This window comes from Muricomes intestini, from assembly GCF_004346165.1.
Classification (GTDB): Bacteria; Bacillota; Clostridia; order Lachnospirales; family Lachnospiraceae; genus Muricomes; species Muricomes intestini.
This window is the reverse complement of record NZ_SLZZ01000011.1, coordinates 40909-61179: the sequence shown is the minus strand read 5'-3', so window position 1 is coordinate 61179 and position 20271 is coordinate 40909. Positions and strand designations below refer to the sequence as shown.

General features: G+C 45.9%; 25 protein-coding genes and 1 tRNA gene. 1 reads left to right on the top strand and 25 read right to left on the bottom strand.

Going from position 1 to position 20271, the window contains the following annotated elements; translation table 11 throughout:
* Window positions 1-3: 3 nt before the first annotated feature.
* The 8 genes from fabZ to EDD59_RS09240 all read right to left on the bottom strand — a co-directional run bounded on the left by fabZ (window position 4) and on the right by EDD59_RS09240 (window position 6149).
* Window positions 4-435 carry a 3-hydroxyacyl-ACP dehydratase FabZ gene (fabZ, locus tag EDD59_RS09275; RefSeq protein ID WP_132381222.1) on the bottom strand — a complete coding sequence of 144 codons (432 nt, stop codon included), beginning with the start codon at window positions 433-435 and terminating at the stop codon, window positions 4-6.
* A gap of 49 nt (window positions 436-484) precedes the next feature.
* Complete coding sequence (gene accB / locus EDD59_RS09270; protein WP_132381220.1) at window positions 485-952, bottom strand: acetyl-CoA carboxylase biotin carboxyl carrier protein; 468 nt, start codon at window positions 950-952, stop codon at window positions 485-487.
* A 9-nt stretch (window positions 953-961) separates the two neighbouring features.
* Window positions 962-2200, bottom strand: coding sequence for a beta-ketoacyl-ACP synthase II (gene fabF / locus EDD59_RS09265; protein ID WP_132381218.1), 1239 nt, complete (start codon window positions 2198-2200; stop codon window positions 962-964).
* 22 nt (window positions 2201-2222) lie between these two features.
* Window positions 2223-2963 carry a 3-oxoacyl-[acyl-carrier-protein] reductase gene (fabG, locus tag EDD59_RS09260; RefSeq protein ID WP_132381216.1) on the bottom strand — a complete coding sequence of 247 codons (741 nt, stop codon included), beginning with the start codon at window positions 2961-2963 and terminating at the stop codon, window positions 2223-2225.
* The gene (gene fabD / locus EDD59_RS09255; protein WP_132381214.1) at window positions 2957-3877 is read right to left on the bottom strand and encodes an ACP S-malonyltransferase; all 921 of its coding nucleotides are present in this window, start codon (window positions 3875-3877) and stop codon (window positions 2957-2959) included. The genes fabG and fabD overlap by 7 nt, the downstream gene beginning before the upstream one ends.
* Entirely contained in the window at window positions 3870-4808 is a 939-nt protein-coding gene (gene fabK, locus EDD59_RS09250; protein ID WP_132381212.1) for an enoyl-[acyl-carrier-protein] reductase FabK, read from the bottom strand. The genes fabD and fabK overlap by 8 nt, the downstream gene beginning before the upstream one ends.
* 22 nt (window positions 4809-4830) lie before the next feature.
* On the bottom strand, window positions 4831-5055 hold the full coding sequence (locus EDD59_RS09245; protein WP_132381210.1) for an acyl carrier protein: 225 nt from the start codon (window positions 5053-5055) through the stop codon (window positions 4831-4833).
* Window positions 5056-5186: 131 nt separating this feature from the next.
* Complete coding sequence (locus EDD59_RS09240) at window positions 5187-6149, bottom strand: beta-ketoacyl-ACP synthase III (RefSeq protein WP_132381207.1); 963 nt, start codon at window positions 6147-6149, stop codon at window positions 5187-5189.
* A 317-nt stretch (window positions 6150-6466) separates the two neighbouring features.
* Between EDD59_RS09240 and EDD59_RS09235 the strand changes: the two genes are divergently transcribed.
* A tRNA-Leu gene (locus tag EDD59_RS09235) sits at window positions 6467-6550 on the top strand.
* Window positions 6551-6802: 252 nt separating this feature from the next.
* On the opposite strand, the gene EDD59_RS09230 is transcribed toward EDD59_RS09235, so the two are convergent.
* The 17 genes from EDD59_RS09230 to EDD59_RS09150 all read right to left on the bottom strand — a co-directional run bounded on the left by EDD59_RS09230 (window position 6803) and on the right by EDD59_RS09150 (window position 20212).
* Complete coding sequence (locus tag EDD59_RS09230) at window positions 6803-7759, bottom strand: RICIN domain-containing protein (protein WP_132381205.1); 957 nt, start codon at window positions 7757-7759, stop codon at window positions 6803-6805.
* Between the two features lie 27 nt (window positions 7760-7786).
* Window positions 7787-8071 (bottom strand): phage holin family protein, encoded by a 285-nt coding sequence (locus EDD59_RS09225; RefSeq protein WP_132381203.1) that lies wholly within the window; start codon window positions 8069-8071, stop codon window positions 7787-7789.
* A 3-nt stretch (window positions 8072-8074) separates the two neighbouring features.
* Window positions 8075-8296, bottom strand: a complete 222-nt coding sequence (locus EDD59_RS09220; protein WP_132381201.1) for a hypothetical protein — start codon at window positions 8294-8296, stop codon at window positions 8075-8077.
* A 79-nt stretch (window positions 8297-8375) separates the two neighbouring features.
* Complete coding sequence (locus EDD59_RS09215; protein WP_132381199.1) at window positions 8376-10697, bottom strand: phage tail spike protein; 2322 nt, start codon at window positions 10695-10697, stop codon at window positions 8376-8378.
* Window positions 10697-12226 carry a distal tail protein Dit gene (locus EDD59_RS09210; protein ID WP_132381197.1) on the bottom strand — a complete coding sequence of 510 codons (1530 nt, stop codon included), beginning with the start codon at window positions 12224-12226 and terminating at the stop codon, window positions 10697-10699. The genes EDD59_RS09215 and EDD59_RS09210 overlap by 1 nt, the downstream gene beginning before the upstream one ends.
* A complete protein-coding gene (locus tag EDD59_RS09205) occupies window positions 12219-15116 on the bottom strand; it encodes a tape measure protein (protein ID WP_132381195.1) in 2898 nt (965 codons plus the stop codon). The genes EDD59_RS09210 and EDD59_RS09205 overlap by 8 nt, the downstream gene beginning before the upstream one ends.
* Window position 15117: 1 nt before the next feature.
* A complete protein-coding gene (locus tag EDD59_RS09200) occupies window positions 15118-15441 on the bottom strand; it encodes a hypothetical protein (RefSeq protein ID WP_132381193.1) in 324 nt (107 codons plus the stop codon).
* 23 nt (window positions 15442-15464) lie between these two features.
* On the bottom strand, window positions 15465-15845 hold the full coding sequence (locus tag EDD59_RS09195) for a tail assembly chaperone (protein WP_132381191.1): 381 nt from the start codon (window positions 15843-15845) through the stop codon (window positions 15465-15467).
* A gap of 87 nt (window positions 15846-15932) precedes the next feature.
* A complete protein-coding gene (locus tag EDD59_RS09190; protein ID WP_132381189.1) occupies window positions 15933-16445 on the bottom strand; it encodes a phage major tail protein, TP901-1 family in 513 nt (170 codons plus the stop codon).
* Window positions 16446-16456: 11 nt separating this feature from the next.
* Window positions 16457-16846 (bottom strand): hypothetical protein, encoded by a 390-nt coding sequence (locus EDD59_RS09185; RefSeq protein WP_132381187.1) that lies wholly within the window; start codon window positions 16844-16846, stop codon window positions 16457-16459.
* Between the two features lie 9 nt (window positions 16847-16855).
* Complete coding sequence (locus tag EDD59_RS09180; RefSeq protein WP_132381185.1) at window positions 16856-17203, bottom strand: HK97-gp10 family putative phage morphogenesis protein; 348 nt, start codon at window positions 17201-17203, stop codon at window positions 16856-16858.
* Window positions 17196-17498: a hypothetical protein gene (locus EDD59_RS09175; protein WP_132381183.1), complete on the bottom strand. Its 303-nt coding sequence runs from the start codon at window positions 17496-17498 to the stop codon at window positions 17196-17198. The genes EDD59_RS09180 and EDD59_RS09175 overlap by 8 nt, the downstream gene beginning before the upstream one ends.
* Complete coding sequence (locus EDD59_RS09170) at window positions 17495-17824, bottom strand: phage head-tail connector protein (protein WP_132381181.1); 330 nt, start codon at window positions 17822-17824, stop codon at window positions 17495-17497. The genes EDD59_RS09175 and EDD59_RS09170 overlap by 4 nt, the downstream gene beginning before the upstream one ends.
* Before the next feature lie 164 nt (window positions 17825-17988).
* Window positions 17989-18864, bottom strand: coding sequence for a N4-gp56 family major capsid protein (locus EDD59_RS09165; RefSeq protein ID WP_132381179.1), 876 nt, complete (start codon window positions 18862-18864; stop codon window positions 17989-17991).
* Window positions 18865-18869: 5 nt separating this feature from the next.
* On the bottom strand, window positions 18870-19529 hold the full coding sequence (locus EDD59_RS09160; RefSeq protein ID WP_132381177.1) for a capsid assembly scaffolding protein Gp46 family protein: 660 nt from the start codon (window positions 19527-19529) through the stop codon (window positions 18870-18872).
* Window positions 19530-19622: 93 nt separating this feature from the next.
* Window positions 19623-19910 carry a ribosomal-processing cysteine protease Prp gene (locus tag EDD59_RS09155; protein ID WP_132381175.1) on the bottom strand — a complete coding sequence of 96 codons (288 nt, stop codon included), beginning with the start codon at window positions 19908-19910 and terminating at the stop codon, window positions 19623-19625.
* A complete protein-coding gene (locus tag EDD59_RS09150; RefSeq protein ID WP_132381173.1) occupies window positions 19907-20212 on the bottom strand; it encodes a hypothetical protein in 306 nt (101 codons plus the stop codon). Before EDD59_RS09150 ends, EDD59_RS09155 begins: the two co-directional genes overlap by 4 nt.
* Between the last annotated feature and the right edge of the window lie 59 nt (window positions 20213-20271).

Genomic DNA, 20271 nt, shown 5'->3' with positions numbered 1-20271 from the left:
TCCTTAATCCCCGACAATAAATGTTAGTTCTGCACTGACTACAACTTTACCGTCCACGGAGGCAGCCGCCTGGCCGATACCGACAGGCCCTTTGCTTTTGATAATTTTTGTTTCCAGCTTAATTTTGTCCCCCGGAATCACCATTCCTCTAAATTTGCATTTCTGGATACCGCCAAAATAAGCAGTCTTCCCTTTATTTTTTTCCTCACTTAAGATAGCGACCGCTCCTACCTGGGCCAGCGCCTCCACTGTCAGGACGCCTGGCATGACAGGATGTTCCGGAAAATGTCCTTTAAAAAAATCTTCTCTGTATGTCACACATTTGTATCCCACCGCATACTGTCCCGGCTCGTAATCTTCAATATAATCAACCAGAAGAAAAGGGTGTCTGTGAGGGATAATCTCCTGAATTTGCTTTATATCCAATCTATTCATTTTCAACCTGCTTTCTTAAAAAGGGGACAGTCCCCTTTTTCATGATTGTCTATTTAATAACAAATAATGGCTGCCCATATTCTACTGCGTCACCGTTTTCCACCAATATATCTGTTATCGTTCCGGCAAAGTCACTTTCTATTTCATTCATTAGTTTCATAGCCTCTACGATGGCGAGTACCTGCCCTTCTTTAACATCGTCCCCTATATTTACAAAGGCGGGAGCATCTTCAGAGGGGGCTGTGTAGAAGGTTCCGATCAGTGGGGATTTTACTATATTTCCTTCAACAGCTCTGGTCTCTTCTTCCTTTCCGGGAGACACAACTGCCTCTGCTTTCGAAATTTCCGAGATCCCCGCCAAAACAGGCTTGCTTTGCGATACTGGCACTGCGGACGTTTCTGAAAAATCTGTTGCTTTTTTCAGGGAAAGTTTTACACCGCCTTCTTCATATTTAAATTCTGTCAATGCTGAGTCAGAGACTGCTTCTATCAGTTCTAATATTTGCTCTGTTTTCATGGCTCTCCCCTATCCTTCATACTTTTTTACTAATAAGGTTGCATTGTGTCCGCCGAAACCGAGAGAGTTGGTAAGCACATAGTTTATTTCTTTTTCTACCGGTGCACCTACTGCATAGTTCAAATCACATCCCTCACCGATCTCTTTAGTTCCCATGGTTTGGTGGATGTATCCATCCTGAATACTCTTTACGCACACAACAAATTCAACGCCCCCTGCCGCACCCAGGAGGTGGCCTATCATAGACTTGGTAGAGTTTACGACCACATCTTTAGCTGCGCTTCCCAAGGCCTGCTTAATTGCTCTTGTCTCAAACAGATCATTTTTCTGAGTACTTGTTCCGTGTGCATTGATATAATCTACCTGTTCCGGTGATATCCCGGCCTCCTTTATAGCCAGCTCCATAGCCTTTTGTGCTCCTTCACCACTCTCCTCAGGTGATGTGATGTGATATGCATCCCCTGTAGACCCATATCCGACCAGCTCTGCATAAATACGTGCCCCTCTGGCTTCTGCATGTTCCAACTCCTCCAGCACAACGATTCCGGCACCCTCGCCGAGCACAAACCCATCTCTATCCTTATCAAACGGTATGGATGCCCGCATAGGGTCCGGGCATGTGGAAAGTGCGGTCAATCCCGAAAACCCTGCAATTCCAGTGGGACAAATAGCACTTTCTGTTCCGCCAGCCACCATAATATCCGCGTCGTCATACTGGATTGCACGAAATGCATCCCCGATACAGTTGGTTCCTGAAGCACAAGCCGTTACCACATTTGAACACTTTCCTTTTAGCCCAAGCTGGATAGATACATTCCCGGCAGCCATATTAGATATCATCAGTGGAACCATCAATGGATTTACCCTGCTGGGACCCTTCTCCACAATTTTTGTATAATTTTCCTCTATCACCTGAAGGCTCCCGATTCCGGAACCCACAATCACACCGGCCCGGTAAGGATCCTCCTGCATCATATCGACTCCCGCATCCGAAAACGCTTCCTTCGCTGCAGCAACCGCATATTGGGAAAATGGCTCCATGCGCTTTGCTGATTTAAAATCCATGCGCTCTTTTGCCACAAAGTCTTTTACTTCTGCCGCAATCTGTACTTTATATTCAGATGCGTTAAATCTGGTAATCGGTCCAATACCGACTTTGCCCTCACGGATCCCGCTCCAGAATTCCTCTATTGAATTACCGATTGGAGTCACTGCTCCCATTCCGGTTACTACAACTCGTCTTTTCATATTCATCTCCTATATTACTTTTTTACATTGCCATTCCGCCGTCTACACACAGCACCTGGCCTGTGATATAACCAGCCTCTTCCGAAGCCAAAAATGCAACCGCCTCCGCGATATCCTCCGGCTTGCCGAAATGTCCCAGGGGAATTCCTGCTGCAGCTTCCTCCTTAGTCTTCTCGGGAAGCACATCTGTCATCTCTGTGCAAATAAATCCCGGTGCAACTGCATTCACAGTCACACCTCTGGATGACAGCTCTCTGGCAGCAGATTTTGTAAGCCCGATGACCCCTGCTTTAGAAGCCGAATAATTGGCCTGCCCTGCATTTCCCACGACTCCCGATACAGAAGAGAGGTTGATAATCCGTCCGCTCCTCTGCTTTATCATCTGTCTGGCAGCAAAACGGATACAATGAAACGTACCTTTCAAGTTCGTATTCAAAACAGCGTCAAAATCCTCCTCAGACATTCTCATCAGCAAACCGTCCCTGGTTATTCCTGCATTGTTGACAAGAATATCAATCCGGCCAAACTTCTTAATGACTTCTCCCAGGAAGTTTTCACAGGCGTGAAAGTTGGAAACATCACACTGGAATATTTCCGCCTTTCCTCCTCCCTGTTCAATTTCTGTCTTCACCTCATCCGCCTTTTCCCGGGATCCATTGTAATTAATTGCAATGGCAGCGCCATCTTTTGCCAGCTTCAGTGCGACAGCCTTCCCAATCCCCCGGGAGGCCCCTGTGACAACTGCCACTTTTCCTTCTAACATAATTCACCAACCACCTTATCTACATCTCTCCAGGTTTCCACATTGTAAACTTTTACATCTCTGTTAATCTTTCTCATAAATCCCGCAAGGGTTTTTCCGGGTCCCACTTCCACGAAGACCTCCACCCCGTCTTTTATCATATTCTCCATGCTCTGCTGCCAGAGCACAGAAGATGTTACCTGCTTTTCAAGCAGCGGCTTTATTTCTCTGACATCATCTACATACCCTGCAGTCACATTTGTAACATAAGGAATCTGTAGACTGTGCAGTTCTATGGATTCTAAAACTGCTCCCAATTTTCTCCCTGCCTCCTTTAGAAGAGGGGAGTGAAAAGGCCCGCTTACATTTAAAGGCAGCACCCTCTTTGCACCTGCTTCCATCAAAGCCTCCGAGGCGTGCTCTACGCTCTCCTTCCATCCGGTGATCACAATCTGCCCCGGGCAATTATAATTAGCAATGCTTACGCCGCCTATACCGGCGAGTACGGACTCAATCCGTTGAGCATCCATGCCGAGTACCGCCGCCATAGAGCCCTGTCCGCCGGGAACTGCCGTCTGCATCAGAATTCCCCGCTGTCTGACCGCCCGGACAGCATCATCTGTACTCATTCCTTTGCTCACAGCTACGGCACAGTATTCACCCAAGCTTAATCCCGCCGTCACATCCGGTTTAAGGCCCTTTTCCTTCAGAACCGCTGTTATTGCCAGGCAGGTTGTAACAAGTGCAGCCTGGGTATACTCTGTCTGGTCCAGCAAATCATTTTTCTCAAAGCATAGTGCTTTCATATCTATATCCAACAGTTTAGAAGCGCTATCAAAAATCCCCGCTGCCGTCTGACTGTTTTCATAGAAATCCTTTCCCATCCCAGCTTTTTGGGTGCCCTGGCCGGGAAACATAAATGCAGTCTTACTCATAGAATCCTTTTCCTCCAATCAGACTGTCCGTTTCACTTACCAGCTTCTGAATCAAATCCTGACAGGTTAATTCTTCCTTCACCATTCCGGCTATCTGCCCTGCCATCACGCTGCCATTTACAACGTCACCCTCTACAACGGCTTTCCGCAGTCCTCCCAGTGTCAGAAGCTCCAGCTCCTCAAAGCCGACGCCCTCCTGTTCTTTCTGAAGATAGATTTTTGTCATCTGATTGCGCAGTGCACGCACCGGGTGTCCTGTGGAACGACCAGTCACTCGAGAGTCGATATCTCTCGCTTTCAGAATACACTGCTTATAATTTTCATGAACCATAGATTCTTTCGTAACCACAAAATGAGTTCCCATCTGTACAGCCTGCGCGCCAAGCATAAAGGCCGCTGCAATTCCTCTGCCGTCGGCAATGCCTCCTGCCGCTATAACCGGAACATTTACCGCATCCACAATCTGGGGTACCAAACATAAGGTTGTGTTCTCACCAATATGTCCCCCGGCCTCTGCGCCTTCCGCCACAAGGGCATCCGCACCGCAGCGCTCCATGCGTTTTGCAAGTGCCACAGAAGCAACAACTGGAATCACTTTCACTCCTGCTTCTTTCCACAGCTTCATATATTTTTCCGGAGAACCCGCACCGGTAGTTACCACCTTTACGTCTTCCTCAACTATAATTTTTGCAACCTCATCTGCATAAGGACTCATCAGCATAATGTTTACGCCAAAGGGTTTCCCTGTCAGCTTTTTCGCTGACCTGATCTGTTCACGTACCCAATCGGCAGGGGCACTCGCTGCTCCTATCAGCCCAAGCCCGCCTGCTTCTGATACGGCGGCTGCAAGATGATATTCAGCAACCCATGCCATTCCACCTTGGATAATTGGATATTCAATTTCTAAAATTTCGGTTACTTTTGTCTTCATACGAACAACCTCTCTGTTACTATTATTTATGGCTTTCCAGATATTTTATAACATCCCCGATCGTAGCAATCTGCTCCAGATCTTCCGAGGGAATCTCCACGCCAAATTCTTCCTCAAATGCCATAACCACTTCAAACAAATCCAGTGAATCTGCCGCCAGATCTTCTTTGAACGAAGTTGCCTCTGTAAGTGTATCAATATCTGCTCCCAATGACTCTGCTACAATTTCTTTTACTTTTTCTAACATAATTTTAAATTTCCCTTCTTATTTTTTGTGAATGCTCAAAGCAAACAGTAAGAAAACCGCAGGTTTTCAAGTTTGGCTCTGAACAGTTACTTTTTATGTAATCCGGCAAAACCGGGAATTACTTACTTTTCTTACCACTCAAGGCAGGCCGCTCCCCAGGAAAGCCCCCCGCCGAAGCCCGCTATTACCAGCTTTTGCCCCGTCTTCAACATCCCCTTATGGTTCATCTCATCCAATAAGAGGGGGATACTGGCCGAAGATGTGTTCCCATATTCATCCAGATTCATGGGGAATTTGTCAATATCCTGTTCCAGCCGTCTTGCCACCCCTTCAATAATTCTTTTGTTTGCCTGGTGGAGGATAAAATAATTAACCTCATTTAATGATATGTCCGCCTCTTTCAAGACCTCCAGGATTACCTCCGGCACCTGTCTCACCGCAAACTTAAATACTTCCCGGCCGTCCATCTTCATATAGGAATCCAGATCCTCCTCCCCGGGAAGCCAGTCTTTGCGGTGTCTGCTCATACAGGTAAGAGCATTCCCCCTGTTTCCGTCCGAGTGAGTCACCGGCCGGTACAAAACCCCCTCCTCCGACTTAAGCACTGTGGCTCCGGCTCCGTCGCCAAAAAGGATGCAGGTACTTCTGTCTCTCCAGTTGAGCAGGTTAGATAAACTCTCGGAGCCTATCACCAGTACGGTCTGGCACATACCGGAAGCAATATAAGCCTGGGCAGTATTGTAGGCAAATACGAATCCCGTACAGGCAGCATTCAAGTCAAATGCGGTAGCATTCACTGCACCGATTTCCCTCTGTACTTCACAGGCAGCACAGGGCAGTACTGTCTCAGAACTAAAAGTAGAAACCAGAATGAGATCCAACTCTGCAGGGGCAATACCGCTGTTTTCCAGAGCTCTTCGTGAGGCGGCCACCGCCATGGACACTACCGTCTCCTCCTCTATTACGTGCCTTCTGACAACTCCTGTCCGTTCCCGGATCCATTCATCATTTGTATCTACAATCTTTGCTAAATCGTCATTATCCAGAAAATGAGCCGGCACATATGAACCGGTTCCACATATCTTTCCAACCATATTATGTCTCCATGTTTTATTCCTGCGAGCAACGAGCCAAACGGAAATTCCTGCATTTCTATTTGACAACTGCCGCGAGGGTCAAAAACCCCGCAGCTTGCTGCGCTGCAAGTTTGATGCCCCGTCAGCTTGCTGCGGGGTCTTTGATTTTAGCTCCAAATATCTTTGTTTTAAAATATTTTGATTATCAAAGTATATATCACATTGTTCTCCTTTGTCAAGATAAAATAGAAAAATACAGTAACCTCTTTTTACAAAGAAGATAAAATTAGGGGTTTACAAAGGCAGGTGTTCTATGCTATTATATCATGTGTCGAGCGGAAGTGGCGGAATGGCAGACGCGCTAGATTCAGGTTCTAGTGGGAGTTTATCCTGTGAGAGTTCAAGTCTCTTCTTCCGCAGGTTTACTGTAATCCTTGCGGATTGCAGTTTTTTTATTTTCCCCCGTATTTACTGGGCTTGTGGGATTCTGGTATATTGTAATTATTCTAATATTGCAAGACAAAATATAGCATCTTAGAATGCTATGCAACACGACATGCAACACGAAAACCAGCGTAGAAGTCGGTAAAATGGTAATAGATACACACAAATACAACACGAAAATGATACAATATATCAGCCCGGGGCCATTACAGCTCCGGGCCTTGTTTTTATACAGCGGTAATCGCTTTCAGACTGTACGTATGTACGAAAACATAAGCCCCGTCGTCAGCTTGTTTGATCCAGAACTTTTGTTTACTGTTTTTTAGGTCATCCCACAGTTTTACTTTCGTTTTTCCATTAATTCCGTTGCCTTCTACACTTACATATTTTCTCGGAGCCAGCTTAGGCTCAAGTAAAGCATATTGTGCCAGTCCGTGTACCTTATATACCACTCTCCAGAGCTGCGCATCCGTACTATTCTTCTTGTATAGTTGCAACACGGAATCGTTTTTGGCATTTCCATTAGGGATGTCCAAATATAATCCCAAACTTTTATTTCTCAGACGAACGCAGCCGTTGCCAGCATCTTCGATATAGAACCGTTGGTTGTCTCCACCGGTTTGTTCTCTCATTTCCACTTTTGAAGAAACCTTAGGTTTTGCTACGACTGATGCTGAGGATCCAACAGACTCTTTATTGACGCACTCAAGGATGCCGTCCCACGGGTAATTATAGTAAGACCGTATATTACTTTCTTCTCCAGTCTGGTCTCCCTCTGCTCCGTCAATCCCACCAGTTTCACTGATTGAAAACTGCATCAGCATATCTGGGACAGCAGACAAGCACATAGCTGTGTGGTCGGCTTCATTCAAATATACATCGCCGGCTTGAGCCGTAAATCCACTAGACATGGGATGCCACTTGAAGTTTCCCGTTCCAGTCATGCATTTACGCATGTTTCCTGTATAAGTTGCGCCTCCGCAGTTGATTCCTGCCGCCTGGTATGCGGATATCACGGCAGAGGAGCAATCACGGTCTCCTTGCTCTAGCTTGTACACTTTTCCGCCGATGCTGATATCGCAGGTACCTTCTCCATCTCCCCATCGTGAGACTTGACTATAACCATGCCAATCATGTTCTACTAAATGCCGCATCAACTGTACGGCTACTTCCTTCTTAAGCATGTTTTTACCTCCAAAAAAAGAGAGCGATTACTCGCCCTCTGTATCCTTTTTGCCGTCTTTATCTAATAAATTCCTCAGCATCTCATACAACCCTGTACTTGCCAAGCCACTTATCATGCCACCCAGGATCACTTCTGCGTTGATTCCATGATAATTCATTACTATAGCGATTACCGTCCCCAAAATCAAGGCTGACAGAGGTATGTACCGGTTAGGCAGCTTGGGGACAGCGGTTTTGATTACATAGCCTACCATGAGGCAAATACCCAAAATTAACGGGTTAATGTAGTTCGTTAAAAATGATAAATCCATAAGCTATTTCTCCTTTTCTTCTAAATCCTGAATCCTATGATTTACTACCTTGATCTGCTCTTCAATCACCGGCATCTTGCGGGCAAAATTGTTGTGCATCCTCACTTCCCCCTCCAATTGCTCCAAACGATAGTTCGTAAGCTTAGAACTTACAGCTATGCCGGCAAATGTCCCCAGTGCACTCCCCGCCAATGAAATTAATGCAACTACAATTTGTGGGTCCATAATCTCTCCTTTTCCATATTTATTTCAAATCCATAAAAATAAGACCTTTACGGTCTGCCTCTGATATCCATATATCCTCCTACCGCTGGATTACAACATAATCTACGGTGTAGCTTGAGCCAGATCTTATGGTTGGGCCATAAGCGGTTATTTTTCCATCTTTTCTTCGCACATATGGGATGATAGCCTCTGTAAGGCAATTGGCCAATACAAAATATTTATTGGATGAACTGTAGTTTGGCACATCCGCTATGGCAAGCCATGTGGCACCAGTAGATGTAACAGTCACTCTTCCGCTTGCAACTACTTTTGTAAATAAAGAGCCAAGTTTATCCGATATGGCAGCTATATCGGTGTTTACTTTATACGGGCTTAAACTATAATTTGAGGTTATGTATCCGTCGGCATCTCTTTCTACGGCAGACATGCCAGAGTAATCATACTCGACTTGTCCGCTGCCCGTCCTCGTCCAATCCGTTGCGCCGATATTTCGTTCTATATCGTAAATTATATATATACGCCCGGAGGTAAGAGTCATCCGTCCGTTATAACGGGTATGTGTGGACACGCCAACTATAAAATCACTGTTGAACTCACTGCTATTAATTTCAACGCCATTTATCGTTCCGGCAGTAATTGTTCCAAGGTTTGCGGATATGGCCGCCAGATTATCCACCTGCAGGTTTTTGGCTATAAACATATATAGTTCCCATGCGGTTCCAGTCCATCTATAAGTGGCATTTTTCACAAGCCCAGAGACAGTCCCTGTATGCTTCCATAGCATCCCCATATATTTTGTAGTCGGCTCTGTATCAGATACCGTTATCCCGGTAGGCTCGCCTTTTGCCCCGTCATTTCCCTTAAGAGGTGGCGTTGTCTTTGCTCCTTCCGCATCCTCAATTGTCAGAGAGGTGTCTTCATTTACAGTCACAACAGGACTTATGCCTGGTGCACCCGGTTCTCCGTCAGACACATCCACAATAGTTACTTCTGCAAAACACATTATCTCTCCGCCAGCGTCTAAAACCTCGAAACGATATACTGCTTTTTCGTCCACATCCGAGGCACTTACAGTAATGCTATTTTCTTCAGATAATGGCGTTCCGTCTTTATACCACTGCACAAATAAGCTTGTTAAAATGGTATTTCCTCTGGACACCCTGGCAGTTAATGTCGTGGAACCTTCTCCATTTTTAAAGACAAGTCCATTCGTTGTAATAATGTCTGCCGTATATGGTATTGCATCCTGTATAAGAGCTTCCAACCTGCTCTGTATATCAGCTGACAGCTTGTTTTCCAGTGCCCGGAAGTTTGAAAATATGGTCTTGTTTCTGTCCGGCTTAGAAAAGCTAATTTCCTGTTCGCTCACTCTCGCTTCCAACAGCAGCAGAGGAGTAAATCCGGCATCATGCATCTTGATGGTATCCCCGATTTCCAGTTTTATAAAACCGTCCACCTCGTAAGTTATCGCTGGCATATAGACGGATTTCAACTTTGCCAATGCCTGGCCGTATAATGTATTTACATTTTTTGTCTCATACGTCCAATCAAGATTGATGTACCTGTCTCCTGTCGGGTCAACCACCTGTGACGGGTACTCATCTCGCATTGGCGGGCAGAGGATGTGCGTATCTCCCTTGGCACTCCGAAACATAGCAACTCCGTTATCATCATTTTCTGTCTTATCCAAGTCCTTAATTGTCAGCCCGTCAGTCCCTATCGGCTTGATTGCAGTATAGAGTCCTGTCTTATCAATCGTTCTGCGGATTTCCTTAATTTCCTTACCATAGTACAGAGTAACATCTTTTCGCCTTGTCCCAACGCCCTGGTGGCTATCGTCATGTTTGCGGTAGACATTTAATACAATTTTGTCTAAGGTTCCGTCTTTGTTCAAATGTGTTACAAACTCGCATTCTGCATCAAATTTGTTTACCAGCGATAAGAGCCTGGCAAGCTTTGTGTCCTGCCCCGTCCATTCCAATGATCGGGACAGATCAGACACCTCATTGATTCCGATTTCCAGTTGTGCGTACTGCAACCCCAAAAGATTAATATACTGTGCAAATGTCCTTGCCCCCGGCGCTTTATATTCCAGACTGGTCTCATTCAAGAGTTCCAAGTTTAAGTTCTCACAGTAACAAGTCAGTTTCTTTTCAGTTTCTTCAACTTTCATTATATTGAAAAGATAACTTTTACCCTCATAGTGGAAAGAAACATATCCCTTTTCTGTAAGAAATTCTATATCTGTATTTCCTGTTTTCGGCACCGAAAAATCAAATGTTGAAGTGGCTTCCGTCAAGTATCGGTGCCACGTATCATCAAAATAATGCATTGTCTTCAGCTTTTCATTATCCAAATATGTAACCCGCCTTAAATTCTTGTCATGTACGCTTATCAGCACTATAACCACCTCTTTCTGTATTCCACGGTTACTTCCGGCGGACTCTCGCACCAAGAAGACGTGTAAAATTCTATATCTGTTTTGCCAACAGGTAATGAGGGAAATTCAGCCCCGTCTACTTTTTCATCGTTCGCCGGCAAACCGCTTACTAAAATAGAGTCGGATTCTGTGTCCACTACAATCTCGCTCCCAGCAGCATAGCGGTTCGGGATATCTTTTAATTTATTTACATAGTCCTTGCGCCCTCTAAGCTCTCCAACGCCCATAACTGTAACCAGCTGCTTAGATGTGTTCCTGGCGGCGTATTGCCCGATAAACACCTGTACGGATGCTACTTTTACATTCGCCAGTTCCGGCACGCTGATTTCATAATATTTGCCATAATAAAAAAAACGTATCTTACTGCCTATTTTTAAAATATCCTCGTAGCCTTTAGCATAGATAAAACCATTTTGCTTTTCATAGATCGTTGGAGTAAAATCCCACTTAAATGCTTCTCTTAAAGAATTGCCACCAACCCAAGCTTGTGCATAGGCCTTGTTACCGACCATATCGTCTTTGTGCACCTCAAAAGCCGCTATAATGTTATTACTTGTGTCTGTCAGCATGACTTGTATAAGGCCTGTCTGCGCAATCAAACCCGTCATAAATTGCAATCTGAACCATAGATAAAAGTTTTTTGCCCCGGCCTCTCCATTACTATCGGCTGGTAAGTCCCACTTTCTGCATCCGCCATGCCAATGCGAGCCAGAACCTGCAGAGCCAAGTCTTAAGTATCCATCACTTGCGAGATTTAGTGTTCCATTATTTTTGATTGCCGTGTTTTTTGGATTATCACCGGTATACTGCACATAATCGGACATTCCTTTTGTTAAAACTTCGCTTTGCTGATAAGTTTCCGTGTCAGCTTCCTCTCTGTTACCCATTTCAAAAGCACCACCCGGATGTACAATGCCAAGATATCCATTTTCCGTAACATGCTTAATGCGATAGATCGGATACACTGCCGCACTGCTGTCATTGTCCACATGTGCTGTCAGTATTCCACTTTCCGTGGCTGCTGTGTCCGAATCCAGAACATCCGATATCAGATAGGGATCAGCACAGTAAAATGACATTTCTCCCACCACGTATAACTGCCCTGATTCTGGTTCATCTACTGTAACCAGTGTGCCAACATAATGCGCATTAGGTTCATCTGCGAATCGCAGCTCCCGGTTATCGCCCTGGCAGAAATTCTTCAGTTGTCGGTAACGAGCCATGAAAATAGCCGCTGTATCCGCCTGCAGGGAAAACTTCACCGTAATTGTCCTGTCAGGCTGTCTTTTCCCGTAATATTCCATTCCGTCAATTCCAATGGGGCGGTCTTCATCTGTCACGTCATATTCCAGGCTTTCCCGGCCACTCACAGCAAGCGTGCGATATCCGGGGATATGGTTTTCAATATACTCGCCATCTATAGAGAGGGCCTCCCCTAAGAGGGAGACATCCTGTTCGCTGTTGTCTATTGTGTCTCTAAATTCATACATTCGTCTTCCCTCCTATACGGTTCTTTCTTGTAGTATCAAAATTGTTTTTCTCTTCTACATATTTTGCGGTTCCGTAACCTACCTCGCGGCCGTCCATAACGCTGGTCACTTCTGCATTCACGTAGACTACAGGGCGGTATTCATAATCACTCCGCAGCTCTTGGCTACCAAATGAATAGGAATCCATGCCGGCAAAAGCAGGCACATCCGGGATAGCTACCATATTATTGCTTACACGCTCAATTGTACTTTGCATGGATTCTATTCCGTTTGCAAAACCCTGACCGACAAACGTTCCTAATTTTGCAAACACTCTTGACGGACTATGTATCTTGGCTCTTGCCCTAACGGCTCTTTCAGCTGCAGATGCCAGCTGCGATGCCACTGACTCAACATAACCGAGGCTGGCACTCATACCAGATGCAAGTCCTGCGCCGATGTTATAGCCAACACCGTACATTCCACTTGCCGCTGAACTTGCTGTGGACACAATGAAACTTGCTGTGCTTCTCATTAGAGATACCGCTGCATTTCCTCCGGCCCGCAACGCTGAATTAAATCTGCTCATTGCAGAGGTTGCCACAGAGGGAAGTGGAGCGAGCCCCGCTTTTGTTCCGTTTGTTACTCCGTTTGCCATTGTAGTGGCTGCGGATTGCGCCTGTCCAGCGCCATTTTGAAAAGCACTGGTGAACTTATTAATCGCTGATTTCGCCTTATTCCCAAGAGCGTCCAATCCGTCATTTACTATATTGACCGATTTTCTCATGCTTGAAATAGACGTTTCTGCCGCCTTTGCATTGCTTGCTATGGATTTCATGCTTGAATTAACCAGTTTCAGTGAGACTGCCATAGCAGCGCATCCTACAGCCCCTCCTGTCATTGCTACACCAAATGCCAGTGCTCCGACCGATGCCAAAAGAAACGCTGGCCCGATTAATAATAGTGGAACCGATATAAGCAACAGTGATGCACCTAACAGTAACGATACAGCCAACATAGCCGCAAAAGCCACCGTACTTGCCAATGCTCCCGCTGCGACTGTGGGCAATGCCCCTGCAACTACCATCAGGGCCGCCCCTGTGAGCATCATTCCCGCGCCTAATACCATTGTTCCGGCCGCAAGTAACATAACTCCGGCTGCTACCACGAGGACACCGACGCCAACTAATGCCAGGGCCACTCCAACTACAAGCAGGCCGGCTCCGAGAACTACACACGCCACACCTGCTATCGCTGCGCCTGCAGCAAAGGCAATCATACCTGCACCAAGCAAGGCAATTGCCCCCGCTCCTTGTGATCCATAAGCTACAACTGTGGGGAGTACTCCTGCAACAAGCGTTAGTGCTACGGACGCTAATAATGCACCTACCCCTACCAGGGCGATTGCCGCGCCAAAAGCTATAAATCCCACTGCACCAGCTGTAAGTGCTGGGCCTAAAGCTGCGGCCCCTACCGCAAATAAAGCGACTACAGCGACCAGTCCAAGTAAAGCGACTGCCGCCATAGGGCCTGCCTGTGCAAGTTGGATGGCAGAATATACCAATAGGCCGATTCCGGCCGTAATGAGTAGGACTCCTGCCCCCATAGCAAGAAATGCAACTGCAGATTTCATAACCCCACCTGCGCTTGTCGTGCTGGCTGTTCCGACCGTCTTTTGTGCTCCGGCAATCCCAAACAGTTTTCCTGCAATTGCTCCGATGCCTTTTCCTGCCAGGCTGGTAATTCCCTTGGCAAAAAGCCCTAGCCCGGGTGCAATGGATTTCACTACTTTAAACCCTTTGTACGCTATTAACAGTTGGGGGAGCTTAGAAAGCACCTTTGCAATTATATCTGAATGGTCTTCCAAGAACCCAGCAAACCTTTTTAATGCGCCCGCAGCTTTTTCCACAGTTCCAGAAAATTTATCAACACTGTCATCAGAGCCGAATTTCCCCGTAAGTTTTCCAAGGCTATCCCCGATTGCGCCAAAAGCGTCCCCAAACGCGTCTTTGACTTTGATTGCACTATCTTTAAATGCATCCCAGTAAGGGGTCACTTTAGTAACCATAGCCGTAACTTTCCCCGCTAAAGCATCTTCGTTTATGGAATCAAAAGAATCAGTTATCTTGCTGATGGCCTTGATCCCCACACCAGATAGAACATCAAAAGCAGGTTGAAGTTTATTCTGCATAGTCTCCTTTAATCCATCAGCTGCTTCACTTACTTTCTTGTACTGCGTCGCAAGCTCTGAGAAATGTGCATTTGTTCCGGTCTTCTCTATCGCATCAAAGAAATCCTCTGTTGCAATCTTTCCATCCTGGACGTTCTTTACTAAATCTGATGTGGACATGCCCATTGTCTTCGCCACTTGTGAAATCCCAGAAGGGGTTTGTTCCAACATCAGCTTAAAGTCCTGCCAGGCTACGGTAGGTTTTGCAGCCATCTGTGTAGCCTGCTGACTCAATGTCTTCATGGCCTGTTTCGGATCGTCTGCTGCGGCCGCAAGACCACCGAAGCCTTTCACCAGGCTAGTGGTGTTTTTAGTTCCTACTGCGTCCAGCTGTGCGAAAGTGCTGGCCATATCGGATGAATTGTAAATAGTTTGCACAGCAAAATCGCTCAATTCCTTTTTTACAGATTTTATATCAGCCTCCGCATGACCGCTCATTCGCATGTTTCCCTCAAAAGTCTTCCATGTTGCACCAGCGCTACTCATATCCCCGATCAACCCGGTAAGACCGCCGCTAATGGCTGAAAAGGCTTTCTGTCCTGCACCCATCATGATTCCAAATCCAAGACCGCTTGTGAGCGTGCTTTTAAGGTTATTGGTGTATCCCATGGCACTTTTCATTGTTGACAAAAAGCCATTATCCGTTGCAGACAATATGGCCTTTACAGAGTAATCTCCCATTTTATGCCCCTCCTTTCTTCAATAATTTGCCGATGCCGGCAAACCGTTCAGCCGGCTTTTTCTCTTTCTTCTTTACCCTGGCTAAAACCTTGTCATAATCGAAAAACTTCTCGAAGCTATCATAAACAGGCTTTGTCTTGTATTTCCCGGCAGACTTCTGCGCCTGCACCTGGTAATTTAAAAATGCCTGCTCATGGCGCTTGTATTCTTCATCCACCATTCGCAAGCTGTGTGCTTCTATCAGTAACTCATATTCTGGAATCGTCAGCTGATCCACCTCTGTAAGGCTCTTAAAACCGAAATACCGAAAACAGGTTATTGCCACATCGTGGTACAACTCTCCAATGTTTACAGTCCTGCTTTCTCCCTTTCTGCTTCTGCCCTCTCCAATAGCTCCAACGTCACCTTCTTGGTAACATTTGCTTTCGATAAAAAACCCTTTACATCCTCAAATAAAGCATCAATGTCGGTGTTTTCGTCTTCTACAAAAGCATCCAAAGCCGCTTTTGTCAGACGCGGGGTCTGGCCTTTGTTTGCCAGTTCCAGCACATCAACCACAGCCTTGGGGTCTCCGTCGATAACACCTGCTACAGCATACCGCAAGCCCATGTCCTGTTTTACACCTGTAGCTCCATCAACTATAGCCGATACTTTCTTATCAATCTCTCGTAAAAACCCCATTCCGAAATTGAACTGATATACTTCTCCATTAATTGTTAGGTCAAACATTTAATCTTCCTCCATGTATTTAATAGTTTCCTACAATGGCCGAATCCACGACCCCCGTTCCTACTATGGCCGATTCAGTCGGGGGTATTATTCCCCCGACGTGTCTTTAGTGGTATCCTTAAATACCAGATCGGCAATGGCCTGCTGATCATCTGTTACGGTCGCATAGCCGTCAACCCCTGTGCCCTCAATGGCGAACTCAAGAGCAACCTCAGCATGATCCTCACTGTTGGATGTCAACTCATAGCTAGTGGCGTACCCATTATAATATGTAGCCGCAAACTTGCCCTCATTTGTATCCTCACCCGGATCATCAAGATTTACTTCCCAAATCTCCAGCTTGTCCCCGCCATTTACTGCTGCTTTTATTTTCTTAGCAATTTCATCATTCTCACTGGCAAAAATTGCCGTTGCTTTGATTTCCGTTTCCGCATCCTTGGGCACTCTGATCACGCCGCTCTTTGTAGAAACAGTATCAGAATCCCTTGAAATGGATGTGCTATTTTCTGTTGTGAATGCCATTGCCATCGCATCATTCGTCTTTGCCTCTGACAGAAGACGATATAAATATGCAATTCTTTTTCCCTGTATAACTGCCATTTGTCTACCTCCTATATGTCAAATTCTAAATGTACCATGCACCGCCAGATTGGTGGTGATACGGTTCTGTCTTGTATTACTCTGATAGTGGAATCACTAACCCTCATGGATATTTTGTACCCAAAAGCCTCTTTTAGCTGCATTGCCTGTGTGAAAAGTGAGCCTCCTGCTTGAGATATATCTTTCCGTTTATCCTCAGCATCCCAAAGATTAAGATCTACCGCTGTTCTTGCAAAGGCTCCGTTTTTCGTCCCCGTGAAACTGGACAAGAAGTCCTCAAAGTCTGCAAAGGGATATCCCACCTCCGTCATGGGGCGGCTCTCATAGACTTCTCCGCCCACCAGAGGGGATACAATCTGCCATAGCTTGTCATGTATGGCCTGTTCTGCTGTCTTGTCCATATCCACCTCCTATTTTATAAGCTTTTTCATGTTTGTCTGAAATTCCTTTTCAGCTTTTTCAAGTGCCGGTCGCATGTACGGTTGTGCCTTCATGTAGCGAGTGCCATATTCCACATATGCGGCGTACTCAGCTGTAGCTTCCACCTTGGCAGTCAAGCCTCCGTCTGTTAGTTCTGGACCGGTTATGCTTCGTTTAAGTGTCCCCCCGTTGACTGGTGCAACAGGCACTATCCTCTCAGCTTCCTTTTGCAGTGTTGTCCCACTCTTCTTTACCACCTGCTTCACAGCTCCGAGTGAAATGTTCTCCTTGAGCTGCTTCTCCAACTTCTCAATCCCAACCACTTTAATATCAGCCATTCTGCATCACCACTAAACTCTGCGTATCACTAGGAAGCCTCTCTGTGTCCGTGTGATAGCTTTTGCCGTCTATCTCTATATAATCATAGGGTGCCTTATAAACTCTCTGCAAACGGACAACAAGCCGGTTGGCTTTCACATCGCCGAACACGGCCTGCTGGCGTTCTGCGCCCATATGGGTTACATTCGCATATTTCTTTGTACGGACGGGCTCTCCCTGGATCCACTCCCCCGCTACCGGATCATAATGTTTATCGGTTTCTTTTACAAAAGATATTGGCACGTCATATCTCATATAAACTTTACCACTCCTCTCTTGTTGTTCTCCTGTGTGCTAATCCATGCCTGAATAGCAGCCAGGTACGGGGCAATATCGTCCCCGTATGTGATACTCTCTCCCTCCTGGCTGTAGCTGGACATACCTTCGTTGCCAATCCGGTTAAACCGTACAATCGCAAGCTCAGTCACGATGTACTGCAATGGATCCGGTACTGTTACTGTACCCTCTGGCAAATAAGCAAGGATCTGTTTTTCAGCATTGCTGATAATCAGGCTGAGCTTTTCATCCATATCGTTATCCGTAATGTCCAGTAGGATCTTTACATCCTCAATGGTAGCCATTTAATCACCGCCTTGCTGGTTTAAAAACTCACCGATTATATCATCTTTCTTCGCCTTCGTTATGCCGTAGCCAAGACTACCAGCAAGAGCCTTAATACCCGCTATAGTCATGGACTCTAGGTTTTCTGCTGTATAGCTAGGCTGGGTTGGCAGGCTACGGCCCGTTATTCCCCCGAGCCACCGTCAGCTGCTATCTTAATACATTTGGTTTCATCCACCAGAGCAACAACATAGTGCTGGTCAGCGTTGAACTTAGTAAGTTTATGGTCAATATCACGCTCTTTCTCAGCCGTCACAGAGCGCTTCAGGAATGTCTTTAAAGCACCTGTCTTTACTGCCAGTCCAGTACCATCCGTGATTTTCTTAGAGCGGGCAACCTCCCACCCCAGTACTTCGCCAAAAGCACCACTAATCAGAATGTTGTCTCCTAATTCACTAGCTCTTGTCCAGTTCTCGGCAGCCGCCTTACGCAGTTTAGCCGCATCTTTGTAGGACAGGAACAATACGCCCACAGAACCGGAATCCTCATCCTCAATAGCGTCCGGAGCATCCTCGAAAGTTGCTTCAAGCTGATCAATCAGGTCAAGGTCAATTGCATGTGATACAGACAGTGTGGTTGTCTGGGCAGCCGCAACAATATCGTTGTCCACCTTAGATGCAATTGACATTCTCACCTGTCTCTGTGCTTCCCCTACCGGATCACCGTATCCGCTAAGTACAGCCTCATCTGTCAGCTTTACACCCTTACCAGCCTTTTTGATTGTGTACTTAGCATCCTCGGTCTCAAGCATGCTATAGTCAATAGCGGCTCCCTCAGCCACATCCGCAGCGTCACCGATGTATTTAAACTTCGGTACCGTGATTGTGGATCCAGGTCTGCCCTCCAAAGTCGTATCGATTGGAGCGATACCTGAAAATTTAATAGCTTTCGGAAGCTGCGCAGAAATCATCTGCCCCATGACTTCCGGATCAACCATCTGTGCAAGTGTAGTCAATTCGTCTGCAAATAACTGCAGTGTTTTAAATACTTTATATTTCATATCTTCTATTCCTCCATTGCTTTTTTGTACCCTTCCGGGTTCTTAGTTTTATATGCCAGTACATCCTTATAGGACATTTTGGCAAGTTCCTCACGGGTCAGCTGCTTTCCTTCATTGGTAGCAACCTTAGGAGTTTTCCCCTTACTCCGCTCCTTTTCGGTAGACTTAACAATCCCATTTTTTACCTCAATGAATTTCTCAATCTTTTCATTAGTGCTCTCAGCATCATCGCCAACAACAAAATCAAGGATTTCATCTGTCACATCAATGTCAGCAGCCTTTAAGGCCTTGGATGCAACTTTAGACAATTCCATCCGGGCCACCTTACGCTTTAGTTCTTCCAGCTCGGAATCGGATTTATGCTTTCTCTGTTCCTCTGTCATGTTTTCCAGCTTTTCAGCCTCGGATTGACTTGGCTTCTTTTCCTTTAAGACTTTCTGAACTTCTCTGGCAACAATGGCCCCCAGCTCCTTCTTTGTGTAGAGCCTGCCATCGCCCTTTCCTTTCTTGTCTGCCTTTTCGTTCTCTTCCTCTTCGTCCTCACCGTCCTCAGGGTCATCGTCCGGATCCTCTTCTTCGTCCTCAGTATCATCCTCTGCAAATAGCTGTAAGGACGCTTTCTCAAAGATTCTTGATTCCCCATAGTGATTATTCATATACTTCATTTTCTTTTCCTCCATCTGGTTTTTAATGGTCTATCGTACAATGCCCGCCGGCCCAATCCATTTATTTAATGTCTAACGGAAAAAAGACAAAGTTTATACAATCCGGACGTAATCCGGATAGGCATCCACAATACCGCAGATACCAATAAAAAAAGAATCTACCAGAGTTCGCGACTTCTCCGATAAATCCTTAATTTTTAAAATAAATACTCCTGGGGCAATCGTATAATCTGGGGTATCATCCGTCAGATTATCTATGGAAGCTGCCAAGGCCTGTACGTGGGTTGTTACCGCAGAACACACAATGTCCTGCCCCGGTGGAGCATACCCTGCATGCCCGATTACTGATATGCTGTCCTTTTGGACATTTACTTCAATCAATTTATCATTCCTCCTCTCACTTCAACTGCCTCATATGTTTTACGAAAAGTATCCGGCTTGCATGGATACAGCTCCCCGTTCACACCACGAATAATGTAATCACCAATCCTTGCATGCATCTTACCCTCCAGCGTGTCAATCGTGCAGCCATAGACATGCGCATGTCCGTCTTTTAAAGCACGATCCAATATTGCTTTCTCATTCTGTAATGCCTGCGCAAACCAATCAGGAGCGTTAATTTCAGAGTCGGCTCCTTTAAAACAGAACGCTTCCACCACTACAGGCTTTTTCCGGAATTTCATTGTCTTCACCATCCTTTCTCTTAAAATTGGATATAAAAATAGCACCGGTCATTATCGAC